Source organism: Microcoleus sp. S13_C3, from assembly GCF_036700905.1.
Taxonomy (GTDB): domain Bacteria; phylum Cyanobacteriota; class Cyanobacteriia; order Cyanobacteriales; family Microcoleaceae; genus Microcoleus.
The window spans coordinates 1-18717 of record NZ_JAUBPT010000129.1 but is presented as its reverse complement, the minus strand read 5'-3'; the positions used below and the strand labels follow the sequence as shown (position 1 = coordinate 18717).

At 47.3% G+C, this 18717-nt stretch carries 14 protein-coding genes; 7 read left to right on the top strand and 7 right to left on the bottom strand.

The genetic code is table 11. From position 1 onward, the window contains the following. Positions 1 to 923, top strand: a 923-nt coding sequence (locus QUA16_RS27195) for an RluA family pseudouridine synthase (protein WP_333181483.1), incomplete at its 5' end; no start/stop codon positions are given. Between the two features lie 128 nt (positions 924 to 1051). On the opposite strand, the gene QUA16_RS37045 is transcribed toward QUA16_RS27195, so the two are convergent. Next, on the bottom strand, positions 1052 to 1237 hold the full coding sequence (locus tag QUA16_RS37045; protein WP_445252206.1) for a DUF6883 domain-containing protein: 186 nt from the start codon (positions 1235 to 1237) through the stop codon (positions 1052 to 1054). Between the two features lie 277 nt (positions 1238 to 1514). Beyond that, positions 1515 to 4037, bottom strand: coding sequence for an EAL domain-containing protein (locus QUA16_RS27190; RefSeq protein WP_333107759.1), 2523 nt, complete (start codon positions 4035 to 4037; stop codon positions 1515 to 1517). Positions 4038 to 4339: 302 nt separating this feature from the next. Between QUA16_RS27190 and dapB the strand changes: the two genes are divergently transcribed. The 4 genes from dapB to QUA16_RS27170 all read left to right on the top strand — a co-directional run bounded on the left by dapB (position 4340) and on the right by QUA16_RS27170 (position 6572). Continuing rightward, on the top strand, positions 4340 to 5167 hold the full coding sequence (gene dapB, locus QUA16_RS27185) for a 4-hydroxy-tetrahydrodipicolinate reductase (RefSeq protein ID WP_333107761.1): 828 nt from the start codon (positions 4340 to 4342) through the stop codon (positions 5165 to 5167). Positions 5168 to 5268: 101 nt separating this feature from the next. Continuing rightward, complete coding sequence (locus QUA16_RS27180; RefSeq protein ID WP_333107758.1) at positions 5269 to 5979, top strand: phosphate ABC transporter permease; 711 nt, start codon at positions 5269 to 5271, stop codon at positions 5977 to 5979. Positions 5980 to 6052: 73 nt separating this feature from the next. Continuing rightward, on the top strand, positions 6053 to 6289 hold the full coding sequence (locus QUA16_RS27175) for a DUF4160 domain-containing protein (RefSeq protein ID WP_333107757.1): 237 nt from the start codon (positions 6053 to 6055) through the stop codon (positions 6287 to 6289). After that, positions 6270 to 6572, top strand: coding sequence for a DUF2442 domain-containing protein (locus QUA16_RS27170; RefSeq protein ID WP_333107756.1), 303 nt, complete (start codon positions 6270 to 6272; stop codon positions 6570 to 6572). Before QUA16_RS27175 ends, QUA16_RS27170 begins: the two co-directional genes overlap by 20 nt. A gap of 23 nt (positions 6573 to 6595) precedes the next feature. On the opposite strand, the gene QUA16_RS27165 is transcribed toward QUA16_RS27170, so the two are convergent. From QUA16_RS27165 to QUA16_RS27145, 5 genes are all read right to left on the bottom strand, one after another. Continuing rightward, positions 6596 to 9736: an efflux RND transporter permease subunit gene (locus QUA16_RS27165; RefSeq protein ID WP_333107755.1), complete on the bottom strand. Its 3141-nt coding sequence runs from the start codon at positions 9734 to 9736 to the stop codon at positions 6596 to 6598. A gap of 42 nt (positions 9737 to 9778) precedes the next feature. After that, entirely contained in the window at positions 9779 to 10015 is a 237-nt protein-coding gene (locus QUA16_RS27160) for a hypothetical protein (RefSeq protein ID WP_333107754.1), read from the bottom strand. Between the two features lie 108 nt (positions 10016 to 10123). Then, complete coding sequence (locus QUA16_RS27155) at positions 10124 to 13261, bottom strand: efflux RND transporter permease subunit (protein ID WP_333107753.1); 3138 nt, start codon at positions 13259 to 13261, stop codon at positions 10124 to 10126. Positions 13262 to 13479: 218 nt separating this feature from the next. Then, entirely contained in the window at positions 13480 to 15462 is a 1983-nt protein-coding gene (locus QUA16_RS27150) for an efflux RND transporter periplasmic adaptor subunit (protein WP_333107752.1), read from the bottom strand. A 299-nt stretch (positions 15463 to 15761) separates the two neighbouring features. After that, entirely contained in the window at positions 15762 to 16211 is a 450-nt protein-coding gene (locus QUA16_RS27145; RefSeq protein ID WP_333107751.1) for a hypothetical protein, read from the bottom strand. 460 nt (positions 16212 to 16671) lie between these two features. Here QUA16_RS27145 and QUA16_RS27140 point away from each other — a divergent pair, with 460 nt between their 5' ends. Both QUA16_RS27140 and QUA16_RS27135 read left to right on the top strand, forming a co-directional pair. Beyond that, entirely contained in the window at positions 16672 to 17868 is a 1197-nt protein-coding gene (locus QUA16_RS27140) for a sensor histidine kinase (protein ID WP_333107750.1), read from the top strand. Positions 17869 to 17980: 112 nt separating this feature from the next. Then, positions 17981 to 18625, top strand: coding sequence for a response regulator transcription factor (locus QUA16_RS27135; RefSeq protein ID WP_333107749.1), 645 nt, complete (start codon positions 17981 to 17983; stop codon positions 18623 to 18625). The last annotated feature ends 92 nt before the right edge of the window (positions 18626 to 18717 follow it).

Below are 18717 nucleotides of genomic sequence, written 5' to 3'. Positions count from 1 at the left end.
AAGCCCAACCCCTACTCCCCACAAATCATCATATTTCTTGTGGAACGGGCATCTTGCCCGTTGCGGGCGGGCTAGAAACCCCACCCCTACTCCCCACAAATCATCATATTTCTTGTGGAACGGGCATCTTGCCCGTTGCGGGCGGGCTAGAAACCCCACCCCTACTCCCCACAAGGAATAATGTTTCTTGTGGAACGGGCATCTTGCCCCTTGCGGGCGGGCTAGAAGCCCAACCCCTACTCCCCACAAATCATCATATTTCTTGTGGAACGGGCATCTTGCCCGTTACCGAAATACTACCGATTATCTATGAAGACAAATGGTTGATTGCGGTCAATAAATCCTCTGGTTTGCTGTCAGTTCCAGGTCGTTATTTTGAAAATCAAGATAGTGTTTTTAGTCGTTTGCGTAACTTGTTAGCTGATAGTTTTAATTTGACAGTCGTGCATCGTTTAGACTTGGAAACATCGGGGATTTTGTTATTGGCGCGGGAGAAAGAAACTAGCAGTCAACTCAGGCAGCAATTTGCAAAAAAGCAGGTTCACAAAGTTTATGAAGCGGTGCTTTCGGGTACGGTAAAAATTGATGCGGGGACGATCGAACTCCCACTTTGGGGCGATCCCGAAAATCGCCCTTACCAGCAAGTCAATTGGGAGTGCGGAAAACCCAGCGTTACTCGCTTTCAGGTAATGGCGAGGGAGGGAAATTGCGATCGCGTCGAGTTTTTGCCGCTGACGGGACGCACTCATCAATTGAGGGTTCATGCAGCGGATGTTCGAGGGTTGGGGATACCGATTTTGGGCGATCGACTTTACGGATGTCGGGCTGCTGCGAATCGACTACACTTGCACGCGCGGGAACTTTCGTTTGAGCATCCGCAGTTGGGAGAAAGGTTATACCTACAGGCAGAAACACCATTTTGAGCTAAGGGCGATCGGGCAATGATCAATATCTGTAGAATAACAAGTAATATCATTTCCGGTTACACTCATACATGATGTTGACTGTTCACGGTGTCAACAGTCAACCGTCAACAGTCAACTCGAATTTACTATTCCGATGCTAACCGATTTGATATCATTGCTTCAGCCTCAAGAGTTTTAGTTGAAATCTGTGCTAACAGTAAGTCATAGTTTTCTTGATTTAATCCTAAACGAGGATGAAATATTACAGCATTATTGCTACCGACAGCGTTATCTAAATTAAGAGGATACTGTGTTAATTTTCGAGGATCGATAACGAGATGGCTGACAATTTATTTCAGCTTCATGTTTGTTGACCTAGCAGTAATTTTAGCACCTAACATATTAGATATCTGCTTTGGGAACCCGATCGACTTTTAATTTTAGCTCTAACGTATAGCGGTTCTCAAGCGTGGTGAGGTATGCCCTGTGCCCTATGCCCTATGCCCTATGCCCTATGCCCTATGCCCTATGCCCTATGCCCTATGCCCAGGAGTACCTCATATGAGAGATCGAAAGGCTATACAATAACTAATAACTAAAAACCCACAACTACCACTGCGGCTCGGAAGCCATCAAAGCAGTCGCAGCCTCGCTGGGTAACGGCTTAGCAAAAAAATAACCCTGACCGTATTCGCAGCCGATCGACCTCAACCTAGCTAATTGTGCCGCCGTCTCCACACCCTCAGCAATCACATCCATACCCAAAGCATGAGCCAGCGCCACAATCGTCCGCACGATCGCCACATTCTCCCCCTCGCTTTCGATCTCCATCCGCCCCACAAACGACTTATCAACCTTCAAAGTATCCGTAGGAAATCGACTTAAATAACTCAATGACGAATAACCCGTACCAAAATCATCAATTCCCAACTTGACATTAAGCTCCTTCATGTGCTTCAAAACCCCGATCGCCGACTCCACATCCTCCATCACCACACTCTCAGTAATCTCCAACTTCAAACTCTCGGCACTCAAACCCGTTGTTTCCAAAATCACCTGAATGCGATCGACCAAATCCGGCTGGGCAAACTGCTTCCCAGATAAATTTACACTCATAATCAAAGGTCGATCGAAATCAAACATTCCCTCCCAAAGCCCCAACTGCCGGCAAGCCTCCTCCAACACCCACTCACCCAGCGGCACAATTGCCCCCGTTTCCTCAGCCACCGGAATAAACTTCATCGGCGGAATCAAACCCCGCAGCGGGTGCTGCCAGCGTACCAAAGCCTCAAACCCAATAATCCTCCCGCTTGCCAAAGAGACAAACGGCTGATAGTGCAGCAAAAACTCCTGACGCTTGAGGGCAATCCGCAAATCCGTCTCCAACTGCAACCTCTCCACCGCCAAAGCGTGCATCGAAGCATTAAACACCTGATACCTTCCCGTTCCCAAAGCCTTCGCCCGGTACATCGCCGTGTGGGCGTCCCGCAGCAAGTGTTCAGGCTGTTCGCTGAGATTAGCAGCGGGTTCGCCCCCGATGGCAATCCCGATGCTTGCTGTCACAAACACATCCTGCCCCTTCAACTCAAAAGGCACAATTAAAGCTTGGTGAATTCGCGTGGCCAAATCCACCGCACTAGCAACATCAACATTCCTCACCAAAATCGCAAAATCATCACCCCCCACCCGCGCCACAGTATCTGCACGACCAATACTTGCCCTCAACCGCAGCACCACCCCCATCAGCAGTTCATCCCCCACCAAATGACCCAAAGAATCATTAATCACCTTAAACCTGTCTAAATCCAGAAACAGCACCGCAAACAGATAGCTGCGCCGGCCCCTAGTATTGGCGATCGCCCGCCCCAAGCAATCCACGAACAAATCCCGGTTGGGCAAACCCGTCAGAGAATCGTGAAAAGCATCGTAAAGCTTCCTGTAAGCACTGACACCCACACCAGTCACCACCAAACCTAAAGCCGGCGACACCAGCGGCACCCACCCACCCCCAGTAAAAATCCCATAACTAATCCCCAACAGTCCCATCAATGCAGCACCCCCAGCCAATCCCGCCCTCCCAGGATGCTGAATCCGCCAAGCCAAAACCCCGCCAACCATCGCCCAAGCACCGTTCCACAAAATTTCCGCCCATTCCGGCCACACCCAAAACAGCGATCGTCCATCCAAAACCGCACTCAATATTTGGCTGAGCATTTGCGTGTGCAGCAACACCCCCGGCATTTTCGGACTTTGCTTTTTAACCGGGCTGTAAGGCGACAAAAACAAATCTCTGGTACTCGGTGCCGTCGTCCCGATCAACACAATCTTGTCCTTAACCCAGCTTGGTTCAATTTCTCCCTTCAATACCTGCCTGATACTGACTTGTCGCGCCACCTCGTTCGCCGATCGGTATTTGAGCAGAATTTGGTAGCCTTTGGCGTCAATATTTGCATAGCCGCCGCTGTCAGAAGTTAAAGGCACAAATTCTGCCTTTCCCCACTTGATTTGGTGAGGATGAACAGCGCTATTTTTCTGCTGTACTCTGTCTTTGAGATACAGCAAAGCCACTTGCAGAGAAAACGATAAAGCAATCTTTTTGTCTGGTTGCGAGACTGAGAGCAAATTGCGGCGTACAACGCCATCAGGATCGAGCACGAAGTCGTTAAAACCAACCCGATCGGGCGGTATCCCCGGAGGCGCCGGCACTCCCTGACTTTCTGAATCGCTCAATTTATAGATCGCCACCACATTCGGTGCTTTCAGCCCAGCCAGCAATTCTTGGTGTCCCGGCGCTTGAGGCAAATCCCGGTACAAATCCAAACCGATGACTTTTGGCTGATACTTTTGCAGTTTTGCCAAGGTTTGAGCGATCGTCTTGTCGGAAATCGGAAATCTCCCCAAAGCTTGAATATCGGCTTCAGAAATTTCCACTACCAGCAGCCGCTGATCGGGGCCGGAATCTGGCTGCAAGCGCACTAACGAGTCAAAACTCCCCAATTCCCAGCTTTGCAGGCCTCCCAACTGCCGAACTCCCATATTCAGCAGCGTTACAGTCGCGCCCACAAGCATTGCAGGCAAAATCCTGACCCGTCGGTTTTGAGAACTCAGGTTGAGGCCAGTTGCCACAGACATGACATATCGAAGATTTCGAGAGAATTTGGCAGTCACAGAAAAAATATGTCGGTGCAAATTAGCTTTGCACAAGTCTGTTCTAACAGAATTGAGCTTAATATGAGATTGAATGTAATTTTTTCAGAACTTGTGCCGCCACCGAGTTTCTTTAAGCTAATTACTCGATTTGGCAAAGTATTTCTCGAATGGGAACCGGGTTTTTGAAGATTTGCCGACAAATCCTGTCTTTCATTCCTTGTTTCCCCAAATTCCCACAAGCGTTAAAATTTAGTCGATCGAACTTTCAGGATATTTTTGAGATTATGGCGAATCAACTTCCGATTCCGGTGATTGTTAACGGTGCTGCAGGCAAAATGGGCCGCGAAGTAATCAAGGCGATCGCCCATGCTAGTGACATGACTTTATTTGGGGCTGTAGACCGCTCCCCTGAGTGCCTCCACGCCGATGCCGGCGAATTAGCCGGATGCGGCCCGTTAGAAGTTCCCATCACTGACGACTTGCAAGGAATGCTGGTATTAGCAGCTCAGGAAAAGCAGTTAGGCGTGATGGTAGATTTTACGCACCCTTCGTCAGTTTATGAAAACGTGCGATCGGCAATAGCTTACGGCATTCGCCCAGTAGTCGGCACTACCGGATTGAGCAGCAAGCAAATTGAAAACTTAGCTGAATTCGCTGATAAAGCGAGCATCGGCTGTTTGATCGTACCCAATTTCTCGATCGGCATGGTTTTGCTCCAACAAGCCGCCGTCACGGCATCTCAGTATTTTGAACACGTAGAAATTATCGAGCTGCACCACAATCAAAAAGCCGACGCTCCCAGCGGTACGGCAATTCAAACTGCCCAAATGTTAGCAGAAATGGGAAAAACTTTCAATCTGCCAGAAGTTGAGGAAACCGAAAAATTAGCCGGTGCTCGGGGTTCAGTCGCCGATGAAGGGATTCGCATTCACAGCATCCGTTTACCCGGTTTAATTGCCCACCAAGAGGTAATTTTTGGCGGCGCCGGTCAAGTTTATACTTTACGACACGATACGAGCGATCGAGCTTGTTATATGCCCGGAGTGTTGCTGTCTATACGCAAAGTCCTGGAATTGCGATCGCTCGTTTACGGCCTGGAAAAAATACTGTAGGTAATTGGTAATTGGTAATTGGTAATTGGTAACTTGTTACTACTGCCAACTGCCAACTGCCAACTGCCAACTGCCAACTGCCAACTGCCAACTGACTAATTATGCTAATTCCCTTAACCCGCGAAACCTTTCAAGAACTAATTCCCGCCGTCGCCACGGGAGCGCAATACAAATATATCTGGGGAAAACCACCCGATTTTTTGAGGCGAATGTTAATATCTGCAGTCAGCGTAGTTTTCCTCCTGGTAGTTTATAACTTCGCCGGTTCCGATGTTGGACCGCTAGTTTTAATCACCGGATTGATAGCTGGTTTGTACTGGCTGTGGGGACCGATTTTGTGGGCGAGTTTGCGAAATGCAGAATGCCGCAAATATCAATACTGCGGTTTTTGGCAAGGACGAGTTTTGGATATTTATATTACCGATGAAGTCACAAGTCAAGAAGAAACAGTCAATCAAAAAGGACAACTCGTAATAGTTGACAACCTAGAACCACGCATCAACTTAGAAGTTGGTGACAAAACCGGATTTACTACTACACTTCGAGCTCCATTGCGGAAAGATCACCAAGGAATTGTCCCCGGCCAAGCTGCTTTAATGTTAATCATGTCAAATCAAGAAGATTTAGGCAGAATTGCCAAAGTTTCAGATATTTATATTCCCAGCCGCGACGTGTGGGTGAGCGACTATCCTTATCTGCGTAGGGATTTGTTTGTAGAAATGAGCCAGCAAATTAAAAAAGGCAGGAAGAAAGACCGCGCTGGCACTAATCAAAGCAGAGATGTAAAAAGGCGATCGCCGGCTGATTATTAATTTTTAAAAGTACCTAACATTTAAGAGCGATCGCAAGTTAAACTTAGGAGAAAATTAACTCTGATAACAGCTAATGCCTACGGTTCTTCAGGTTGGACCCTACAGTTTCATCTTTTTTAGTTCCGATCGAGGCGAACCAGCCCACATTCATGTTAAGCGCGATCGGCAACTTGCCAAATTTTGGATGAATCCTGTATCTCTAGAAAAAAATCGAGGCTTCAAAGAGCATGAATTAAACCAGATTGCTCGTCTTGTAGAGGAATATGAACAAATATTGTTGGAGGCTTGGCATGACTACTTTGATCCTTGAAACAGAACCCCTCGTAATTAAAGTCACGGTGACAGATGAAAAAGTAATTGTGGACTTAGTTGATGGTCGCAGTTTGAGCGTGCCCTTAGCTTGGTATCCCCGTTTGTTGCACGGTACCCCGGAGGAAAGACATAATTGGCAGCTACTTGGAGATGGTTATGCCATTGAATGGGTTGATTTAGACGAACATATTGGAGTTGAAGGTTTGCTAGCGGGTCGACGCAGCAGTGAAAGTCAACGATCGTTTGAAAGTTGGTTAATTAACCGCATAACTAATGACTAAAGTCCTCGCTACAAACACCTGTTTTAATTTCGGCTCGAAGGTCGAGTTTTAGGACGCCAGAAAAATTCAGACAGCTTCATTTTTGGTTGACCTAGCCGTTTGCGCCACGCTTCCATATAAGTGTAAAATACCGGAGTAAGATACAGCGTTAAAACTTGCGAAAATAGCAATCCACCGACGATCGCAATTCCCAACGGACGGCGCGATTCGGAACCGCTACCAACTCCCAGGGCGATCGGCAAAGTTCCAATTAAAGCCGCCATCGTCGTCATCATAATCGGACGGAAGCGGACGATGCAGGCTTCGTAAATGGCATCAAACGCGCTTCTGCCTTCTTTGCGCTGTTTCTCGATCGCAAAATCTACCAGCATGATACCGTTTTTCTTGACAATTCCCACCAGCAGAATAATCCCGATAAACGAATAGAGATTGAGTTCAACCTGAAAGATTACCAGCGTTAACAGTGCACCAAATCCGGCTGACGGCAAACCTGACAAAATTGTCAGCGGGTGAATGAAATCCTCGTACAAAATGCCGAGAATTAAATAAATCACCACAATAGAAACCAGCAACAACCAACCTAAATCGTTAAAAGATTGGTTGAATACCTGTGCTGCACCTTGGAAACTTGTTGTCACTGACGGCGGCAAAATATCCTTTGCAACTTTCTCGATAGCTGCGGTTGCTTGACTCAGTGATGTGCCTGGAAGAGTGTCAAAGGAGATTGTAGCAGAGGGCAATCCGGTTAGGTGATTGACGGTTAGCGGGCCGACTGTTTGGGTGACATTGGCGATCGCACTTAGCGATATCATTTGTCCGGTGTTCGATCGCACGTAAAGCATCGACAAAGCACTCGGATCGCGCTGAAACTCAGGCTTTAGTTCTAACACAACCGTAAATTGATTGTTCGGGGTATAAATCGTCGAAACCTGCCCAGAACCGTAAGCTGCGCTGAGGGTTTTTTGCACTTGTTGAGCACTAACGCCGACGGTTGCGGCTTTGTCGCGATCGACTTTAACTTGAAGCTGAGGCGTACTCAGTTGCAAATCGCTATCCACACCGCGCAATCCCGGTAGCGTTTTGATTTTAGCTAACAATTCAGCCACCGCTTGACGCAGCGCTTGCAAGTCTAAACTTTGCACCGTAAACTGATATTGTGAATTTGTTTGTTGACCGCCGATCGGAATCGCAGCAGGAGAGCGTAAAAAAGCTTGAATGCCGGGAATTCCGCGCAACTTAGGAGTGAGTTGTTGGATGATTTCGTCGGCACTGAGGCGGCGCTGCGATCGGGGTTTGAGCCTAATTGTGATGCGTCCGTTGTTAGCCGATGCGTTCGGGCCGCTCGCACCTACAGTTGAGTTCAACGCTGCGATGTTGGGATTTTTCCGAATAATATCAACTACTTTTTGTTGGTGAAGCAGCATATCTTCAAAGGAAATATCTTGCGCTCCTTTTGTGTTAGCCATCAGTTGTCCGGTGTCTTCAGTCGGAATAAAGCCTTTCGGAACCAGAACGAACAGATAAGCCGTCAATACCAGCAGAACTACAGAACCAATCAGCGTCACGAAACGGTATTTCAAAACAGGTTTTAGCGTCCATTCATATCCTTGCAGTAACAGATCGAATCCGCGCTCTGAAAGGTGGTAGAAGCGGTTTTTTGGGTGTTGGTGGGACGATTTGAGAAATCGACTGCACAACATCGGGGTGAGGCTCAGAGAAACAAATCCTGACACCAAAATTGCCACAGAAATTGTCACAGCAAATTCGTGGAACAACCGACCGATTAACCCGCCCATAAACATGATGGGAATAAATACGGCGACCAATGAAAGCGTCATTGAAATAATGGTAAAACCAATTTCTTTCGACCCTTTTAATGCTGCTTCTAGCGGTGCTTCTCCCATTTCTTGGTGGCGAACAATATTTTCGAGCACCACGATCGCATCATCCACCACAAACCCCACTGAAAGCGTCAGCGCCATCAGAGATAGGTTATCTAACGAGTATCCCAACTGATACATCACCGCAAACGTACCGATAATCGCTACAGGCAAAGCTAAACTCGGAATTAGCGTCGCTGTGAGGTTCCGCAAAAATAGAAAAATTACTAAGACAACCAGACACACCGATAAAACTAAGGAGAACTTCACATCGTCTACAGAAGCCCGAATAGATTGAGAACGATCGTACATAATTCCCATTTCGATCGATTGGGGAATTTGTTGTTTGAGTGCGGGTAACATTTGCACGATCGCATCGACGATTTCGACAGTATTTCCATCGGGTTGAGGCTGCACCGCCAGCAAGATTGCAGGTTGATTTGTCACATTTTTATCGCTGTACAAATTCAAAACTTTGTTATTCTGCACGTCGTCAATCACGTTTCCTAAATCTTGCAGCCTCACTGCGGCGCCATTTTTGTAAGCAACGATCAGCGATCGATATTCGGCTGCCTTATTTAATTGACCGTTTACCTGAATTAAATAGCTTTTGTTATCGCCAGAAAGGCTTCCGGTTGGCAAGTTTACATTTCCTTGCGTAACTGCGGTTCTAACTTGATCTAATCCGATTCCCCTGGCGGTCACTTCTCGCGGATCGAGTTGAATCCGCACTGCATATTGTTTCTGCCCGTAAACCTGCACTTGTGCCACACCGTCGATCGCTGAGATGGGTTGTGCGATCGTCACTTCTGCTGCTTCATCCACTTCTGCAATTGGCAGGGTTTTTGAGTACAAATAAAGGTATAGAACCGGCGCAACTGAAGGGTTAACTTTGCGGTAGGTAGGCGGTTTGGGCATTCCAGATGGCAATGAACCTGCGGCGGCGGCGATCGCAGCTTGTACGTCTTTAGCAGCAGAATTGACACTGCGGCTGAAGTCAAATTGTAGGGAAATATTCGCGCTACCGGTGGAACTGGTGGAGTTAAACGAATTGAGACCTGCTATTTCGGTGAACTGTCTTTCTAGCGGCGCGGCAACTGAGGATGACATTGTTTCGGGGGTTGCACCGGGTAAGCTAGCAGAGACACTTACAAAGGGATATTCAACGTGAGGTAAGGCGCTAATTGGTAGCAGAAAATAACTCATCAAACCGAAGATTAGGATGCCGATTGTGACCAGTGCGGTCATTACGGGGCGGCGGATAAAAATTTCTGAAAGGTTCATATATTTTAGGGTAACGAATGAGAATTAAATAACCTGTACTCCTTATTTAGGAACGGGCAAGATGCCCGTTCCACAAGAAAAGTAAGTTTTGTAGAATGGGCTTTTTGCGATTTTCAAGAACAGGCAAGATGCCTGTTCCACAAAGATTGTTTTTCTTGTGGGGTGGGCATCCTGCCCGCTTTTTAAGAACAGGCAAGATGCCTGTTCCACAAAGATTGTTTTTCTTGTGGGGTGGGCATCCTGCCCGCTTTTCAAGAACAGGCAAGATGCCTGTTCCACAAAGATTGTTTTTCTTGTGGGGTGGGCATCCTGCCCGCTCATAAAGACTTATTGACATTGGTATAACATCTCATTTACTACAAACTTAGAACGGTTATTTTACCGTCCTCATTTAAACGAAAAAACTTGCCGAAAATTCACCTCATTGAGCTTTTTCCGCCACGATTCCATGTAGATGTAAAATACGGGCGTGAGATACAGTGTCAAAACTTGTGAAAACAAAAGTCCGCCGACAACGGCAATTCCTAACGGGCGACGAGATTCCGAACCCGCACCAACTCCTAGGGCGATGGGCAATGTTCCCATTAGTGCCGCCATTGTGGTCATCATAATCGGTCGAAAGCGCACTAAGCAGGCTTGATAGATTGCTTCCGCTGGTTTTTTACCGTCGTTGCGCTGGGCTTCGATCGCAAAATCCACCATCATAATGCCGTTTTTCTTAACAATCCCTACCAGCAAGATGATGCCGATGAATGAATAAACGTTGAGTTCAACGCCAAACAACATCAGCGTTAATAACGCGCCAAATCCCGCCGAAGGCAATCCCGACAGAATTGTAATTGGATGGATGAAATCTTCGTACAAAATACCGAGAATCAAATAGATTACCAAAATTGCCACTGCCAACAGAAACCCTAAACTCGGCAGCGAACTTTGAAATACTTGGCTCGCGCCCTTATAATTGGTAGAAATGCTGTCAGGAATTACCGATTTCACGATTTTGTCGATCGCACTATTTGCCGTTCCCAGCGCCACCCCAGCAGCGAGGTTGTAGGAAATTGTCGCAGCATTCATCCGCCCGACGTGGTTGACAATTAATGGTGCAGTTCCCGGAGTGATTTTGGCAAACGTTGCTAGCGGTACTTGTGTTTGACCGCCAGAAGTCTCACTCGAATTACTGCCCGCTGTAGCGATGTAAAGCTGCATCAAAGCATTGGGATCTTTTTGATACTTTGGTTCTAGTTCCAAAATAACTTGATACTCGTTGCTCGCACCGTAAATCGTGGAAACTTGGTAAGCGCCGTAAGCATTTCTCAGAGTGTTTTCAATTTGACTGGCAGTAATTCCTAATGCTGAGGCTTTGTCGCGATCGATATCAATTTTGATTTGAGAAGTCATCTGCAAATCGCTGTTAACATCCTGAATTTCTGGCATTGCTTTCATTTTGTCAACCAGTTGCGGGACGTATTGTCGCAGCGGTAAAACGTCAGAACTTTGCAGCGCGAGTTGATACAATCCAGTGCTTTGTTGAGTGCCCAGCGGGATTGCCGGAGGATTTTGCAAGAAGACTTGAATGCCGGGAATCTCTGCTAGCTGCGATCGCAAATTCTGCACAATTTCGTCGGCTCCCATCTGCCGCTGCGAGCGCGGTTTTAGCCGAATAAACAAGCTTCCTGAATTTCCGGCAACTGCTGCCCCGCCGCCATTTGCACTCGCTCCTGCCCCGATATTCGAGTTAACTGCTTCCACATTTGGATCTTGGCGAATTGCGCTGACAACGGCTTGCTGGTGGCGAACTAATTCATCAAAAGAGGCATCTTGTGCAGCTTGAGTAATGCCCGTGATTTGTCCGGTGTCTTGGCTAGGAATAAAGCCTTTGGGAACCGCGATAAATAGTCCAACTGTGACAAACACCATTGCGAATGACAAAATCATCGTGGTGCGGTGATATTTTAAAACTTTCTTGAGGCTCCAATCGTACAAACTCAAAAATACCTCGAATACATACTCTGAAGCTCGATAAAGCCGGCTTTGATTGGCGTGATTTACCGGCCGCAAAAAACGGCTGCACAACATTGGTGTCAGGCTCAAAGATACAAAGCCTGAAACCAAAATTGAAACTGCAATCGTCACTGCAAATTCATGAAACAAGCGCCCCAACAATTCGCTCATAAATAACATCGGAATAAACACCGCTACCAAGGAAAGCGTCATCGATAAAATCGTAAAGCCGATTTCCCTAGACCCGTTTAGCGCCGCTTCTCGCGGGCTTTCTCCTTCTTCTATGTGACGGACGATGTTTTCGAGCATGACGATTGCATCATCGACTACAAAGCCGACGGATAGCGTCAGTGCCATCATCGACAAGTTATCTAGCGAGTAGTTGAATAAGTGCATCACCCCAAAGGTTGCGATCAGCGAAACCGGCAGCGCTAAACTGGGAATGACTGTTGCAGACAGATTGCGTAAAAATAAGAAGATTACTAAGATAACTAGGGCGATCGTCAAAACGAGGGTAAACCGAACGTCGTCAACCGAATCTCGAATTGATTGAGACGCATCGTACATCACCCCAAGCTCGATCGAACTCGGAATCTGAGTTTTTAAGTTGGGCAGTAATTTTTGAATCGTCTCTACAACTTCTACAGTATTCGTACCCGGCTGTCTTTGAATCGTGAGGATAATTGCGCGATCGTTGTTATACCAACTCGCAAGTTGAGTATTTTCTACGCTGTCAATGACTCGTCCTAATTGTTCGAGATAAATAGGCTGTTCATTTTTATACGTCACAATTAAACGGCGGAATGCTGCTGCATCCTGAAGCTGTCCGTTGGTTTGCACAGTAAAGTTTTTATGGCTACCGGAAAGGCTTCCTGTGGGTAAGTTGACGTTTCCTTGTTCGATCGCAGTTTGCACTTGAGCGATGCCAATTTGCCGGCTGGCTAACTGCTGCGGATCGAGTTGAATTCGAGCCGCATACTTTTGAGAACCGTAAATCTGCACTTGCGCCACACCGCCGATTGTCGATAGCTTTTGCGCTAGATAGGTTTGTGCGTATTTATCAACCTCAGAAAGCGGAAGCGTTGGGGAAGTTAGATAAAGGTAAAGAATCGGCCCGTCGGCGGGGTTGACTTTGCTGTAGGTAGGCGGATTTGGCAAATCGTTGGGCATTTGGCCCGATGCCGAGGAAATTGCCGATTCCACATCTTGCGCGGCATCGTCAATATTGTGGCTGAGATTGAACTGAAGCGTAATTTGAGTTTTGCCGCTGGTACTCGTTGAGGTTAGCGTATCGAGTCCAGCAATGCTGGAAAATTGCTTTTCTAGCGGGCGCGCCACCGATGCAGCCATCGTTTCCGGGCTAGCGCCGGGGCGGGAAGCGCTGACTTGAATCGTGGGATAATCGACGTTTGGCAAATCGCTAATCGGCAGTAAGCGATAACTCATCCAACCAAAAATCAGAATTGCCGCCATCACCAAGGTGGTCATAATTGGACGGCGAATAAACGGTTCTGAGAGATTCATTAGTTATATCAATTCCGGTTTTACCGGAATGACTGTTGACTGTTGACTGTTGACTGTTGACTGTTGACTGTCAGTCGCAAAACTGAATGATGGTTGACTATTTAACCTTCGATTTCGCGATCGGGCAATAACGAAACGAAGTGAAGCAATTCCAGGGGTTTGAGATTACTTCTGTCTGCAAAACAACTTTCGATAATCCAAATATAAAATCGCTCGCCCTAGGGATTCTTGCGCGATTTCCATGACTTATTTCCCGATGAATTAGAGTCGCCGCCAGATTTTCTACCAGTTTCTTTGGCTCCAGATGTCTCTGAATTATTATTGCCTTTAGTATTATCTGAATTATCTTTAGCATCCGCTGCGGTTTTAATGCGAATCTTGCTACCATCAACCAGATTTGCTTGTCCGTCGGTGACAACTTCATCACCCGCATCCAGACCTTTTTGGATGACAGTTAAGCCGTTGATTGTATTGCTGACAACTACAGGCACATTTTCCACTGTATCGTCTTCTTGGGCGACAAACACGAATTGTCCGTTCGGCCCTGTCTGTACAGCTTGTGAGGGAACAACAATCGCATTTGGTTGTTGACTTAATGTTAGAGTTGTGTTAACAAATTGACCGGGGAAAAGTTTGCCATCTGCGTTATTAAAGTCGCCAATCAGTTGAATTGAGCCAGTGGCATTGTCAACCGTATTGTTCACAAATGATAAGGTTCCCGATATCGGACGATTGTTTCCAGCAAAGGTGACATCAACTTTAAGTTTGCCGTTATCCGCGTATTTTTGGATTTGTGGGAGGTTGGATTCAGGAACGGAAAAGGCAACTTGAATGGGATTAATTGTGGAGATTGTCACCAAGGGTTTGTCGCTGTTTGCTTGCACCACATTGCCGATTGTCACCAGCACATTTCCAGCACGCCCGTCGATCGGCGCATAGACCTTGGTATAGGATGATTGCACCTGAGCATTTTTCAAGGCACCGCCGTCTGCACTCAACCCTGCTTGAGAACCCTCGATCGCAGCCCGATCGCCCTCCACGACAGCCCGAGCATTCTCAATCCCCACTAAATCGCTTTTCACCGCCGTCTCAGCATTCTCAATCCCCACTAGATCGCTTTTCACCGCCGTCTCAGCATTGGCGATCGCCACTTCATCACTTTTGACGGCTGCCTCAGCATTGGCAATCCCGATGCGATCGCTCTTCACCGCAGTTTCAGCATTGGCGATCGCTTGCTTGTCAAGATCGACCGTTGCCGCAGCGGCTCGGCTGCTGGTAGCGTATTGTTGGGCTTGGTCTTGACTGATTACTCCTTGTTGGTAGAGGGCTGCGTACCGTTGACTTTGTGCTTCGGCATATTGGGCTTGAGCTCGATCCTTGGTCAAGGTAGCGATCGCTTGCTTGACTGCGCCTTGGTCTTTTTCCAGGGTCATTCTGGCTTGTTCGACTACTCCTTTGTCTTTAGCAAGAGTCATTCTGGCTTGCTGGACAATTCCTTGGTCTTTTTCCAGGGTCGCTTTGGCTTGCTGGACAATTCCTCGGTCTTTGTCCAGGGTTGCTCTGGCTTGTTCGACAACTCCTTGGTCTTTAGAAAGGTTGGCTGTGGCTTGTTGCACCTGTGCTTGGCTTTTTGCTACGATTCCTTGAGCTTGCTGGATCGAGGCAGTTTGAGAGCGATCGTCGATCGAAAACAGCAGTTGTCCTTTCTTAACTTCTTGTCCTTTCTTGAAATAAACTCCTGTAATCCGCCCGCTAGCTTGTGGTGTCACCGAGACAGTAGAACTCGATTGCACGTTGCCGATCGCTTGCAACTGTATCGGAACCGTTTTTTTCGTCACTGTTGCCACTGTCACCGGAGTCACTTGGAGTCTACCGCTACGGCTCGGTTTTTCCGCTTTAGTAGCAGTCGATCGCACCCAAACCAAAAATCCCAACCCACCCACCAGCAGCAACCCCAGCAGAAACAGCGCAATCCGCCCTTTCGCCAGCACCTTTTCCGTCGGTTGTTTGGCTGCAACACTTTCCGCCTGTTCGCTCTCGGGCAATGCTGGAGCTTCCTGAAAAACTTCACGGAGAGCGTCTTTTGGAGTTTCACTAACAATTTCTACGTTGTGCGTCGGTTGCTCGTTCAGCTTCAGATTTTCGTCAGAAACTTTAGGGCGAGTGCCATTCCGATTTTCACTAATAATTTCCTCGATCATCACAAACCTCCTTTGTAACTAACATCTTGCACTATTCTCAAAAACCGGCTTTCCGGCCTGTTCTATAGGAGATAAATTTTTTTGTGGAACAGGCATCTTGCCTGTTCATAAAAGGCTTATTAACAATGGTGCAAAAGGTGAGCAATATCTCAGTTGTAACTAACATCTTGTATCATTTATCATTCTCAAGAACAGGCAAGATGCCTGTTCCACAACACATCTATTTTCTTGTGGAGTAGACGGGAGAACCCGCGCCAGCCCTGTATCAGTTTCGCCCTACAAGTTGCCCAATCAGAACGTTATTGCGAGCTTGTTTGAGACTGCTTTTGCCCCCGAGGATAAGCAGCCTTGAGAATTCCTTTAATTTTTGTCTTTTGTTCGGCGGTGAGATTTAGCTCGGACAAAGCTTTCCGCATTTTTTCACCTCCCTTGACTTTAGTTTCCAACTGTTGTACCTGCTCGGGCGTCAACACCGCTTCGACTTGTTTGCGAAGTTCCTCGCGTTTCTGTGCGCGTTCTGCATCCGTTGCTTTCGGTGGCGCTGAACTTGGAGTTGCAGTCGCCGCGACAGTTTGAGCAGTTTGAGTGGAAGCAGAATCCGCCTTCGCTTGGTCGGAACTTACTGGATTGGTCGCCGTCGTTTCAGGTTGGGTAGCTTCGGAGGCATTGGATTGCGTACAAGCAGACAAACCGCCTACCAAAAGTGCACCGACGAGGAGAAATGCTGGTGCGATCGCTGTTCTTTTCATGATTTACTGCCTCTAATTAACCTTCACCACCAAATCTTATAGGCTAAAATCAGCCAGCGCATGACCCAATACTCCTAACCAGACCAGTCAAAAAGCACTTTGCAGTTGTGACTTTTTTCCTAGTCCCAAAACCCAAAATCAGTCTAAAAGGCTCTAGCGCGATCGTTGGCCGCTTCGCTAAGCTGCTACACATATAAATTGTTTGTTATGGCAAAAGGGGAGCGCGGGAGAGTGGGAGAGTGGGAGAGTGGGAGAGTGGGAGAATTGCTCAATGACCGATGACCGATGACCAATTCCCAATTCCCTCAACCTTCATCCGTTCAATCCCGATTCACTGCTTCGTTGCCGAACTGCCTTCTGAACATAAGGGGGTAACGTGTTTTTTGATTCCAAGATACCTTCTACAATTAGGTCAGCGCCCTTGCTTGAATCGCTCCAGCTTTTGATGGGGAAAAGTTCTATGATTCGCTTGACCTATCCGTCCTTTCGTTTGTTGCTTTATTTGGAGTGGCTGCTGCTGGCGACGGCAGCCTTGATGGAAGTGCTGCATCCGTTTCAGTCGCTCTGGTCGCCGCTGTTACGGGTTGGCGCGATCGCACTTTTCGGCGCGATCGGGTTGCGTTTGCCAACAGTTCGGTTAGGTAGAAAAGTTTTATTTACAGCCCTAGAATTTGGCTTGATTTTGCTGCCCATTGTCCAGGAAGGGTTATCGAGCCGATCGAGCTTTTTGCTTTTTCTCGTGCTGCTGATGCGTAGTTGTCTGATCTTCCGTCAGCCGGGGCAGGTGACAGTCTTGGCTTTAGCCCTGCTGTCCTATAGCTCGCTACTGTTATTAAAACCTATTTTACCTGAAAAAGTCATTGCAACTGTTTGGGAATGGCGATTTAGCAATGTGTTATTATTTGGCTTGACATTAGTGTTCGCTTTATTGTTAATTAATGCGTTGATTGCGGAACGCCAAAGCCGAGAGCAATTAGAAATCGCTCACGATAAATTAGCCCTAACTCACGAACAACTGCGCCACTATGCACTGCGAATTGAAGACCAGGCAACTTTGCAGGAACGCAATCGGATTGCCCGTGAAATCCATGACGGACTCGGACACACCCTCGCGGCTCAAACGATTCAGCTCAATAATGCCCTATTGTTCTGGAAATCGGAGGATGAGAAAGCGCTGGAGTTTCTGAAACAGGCGAAACAACTCGGATCGGAAGCTTTATTAGAAATTCGCAAATCTGTTTCGGTGTTGCGATCGAATCCTTTGCAAGGATTGTCGCTCGAAAGTGCGATCGACAAACTTCTCCAAGACTTTCAGCGCATGACTGCGATCGAAGTTTCCAACTCGATTCGCTTACCAGTTCTGCTATCTCAGGAAATCAATACAACACTTTACAGAATTGTGCAAGAATCCCTCACAAATATTCACAAACACGCTGATGCAACGATGGTGACTGTTGGGTTGCAGCAACACGCAGGACAGATTTATTTGTCAATTGCTGACAACGGCAAAGGCTTCGATCCTGCACAAAATACCACTGGATTTGGGCTCCAGGGAATGCGAGAACGAGTGGCCGCAACGGGCGGTCAATTTGCGATTTACAGCAAGTCTGGAAACGGTTGCCGGATTTCGGTTTCTTTGCCCTCTCAAAATATATAGAAATCAGCGGTTGAAACCGCGTATATACAAACTTTTGTCTCTCTCGCTTGAGACTGAAGAAATGATAATGCAGTGCGGTTTGCCAGATGCTAATTGATGCGAGGATTGTGATATGATTCGGATTTTGCTAGTGGACGATCGGCATATTATTCGCCGGGGAATCAAGAGTATCCTGGAATGCTATTCTGATATGCAGGTAATTGGTGAAGCTGAAAACGGACAGGAGGCGATCGCACAAATTCCCCTTCTACACCCGGACATTGTGCTGATGGATATTCGGATGCCCGTTATGGATGGCGTAGCAGCAACCGGGGCGATCGCCCAATCTTATCCCGATACAAAAGTGCTGGTTTTAACCACATTTGATGACGATGAATATGTCAGCCAAGCAATGCGACTGGGCGCAAAAGGCTACCTGCTCAAAGATACCGAACCCGACGAACTTGCGTTAGCGATTCGCGCTGTTTATAAAGGACACACGCAACTAGGCCCGGGCTTATTTGAGAAAGCCCTGATGAGTCCTGCTGTAACTAATCAGACGGTTGTTTCTCCGCCAGAATTAGAGCAACTTACACCCAGAGAATTAGAAGTGTTGCGTTTAATAGCTTCGGGCGCGAACAACCGAGAGATTGCTCAAACCTTATTTTTGTCGGAAAACACGGTAAAGAACTATGTAACGAATATTTTGAGTCGGTTGAATTTGCGCGATCGAACTCAAGCCGCGCTGTTGGCTCATTCACTGCTACACAAATACTAGACAAGTCTAGACATCTGCTTCTTACTTCATCGGGAGCATGGGAGCGGTTATCCCTCAGTAAGCTTTCACGGTTTAGCCAACCGCGATAACAT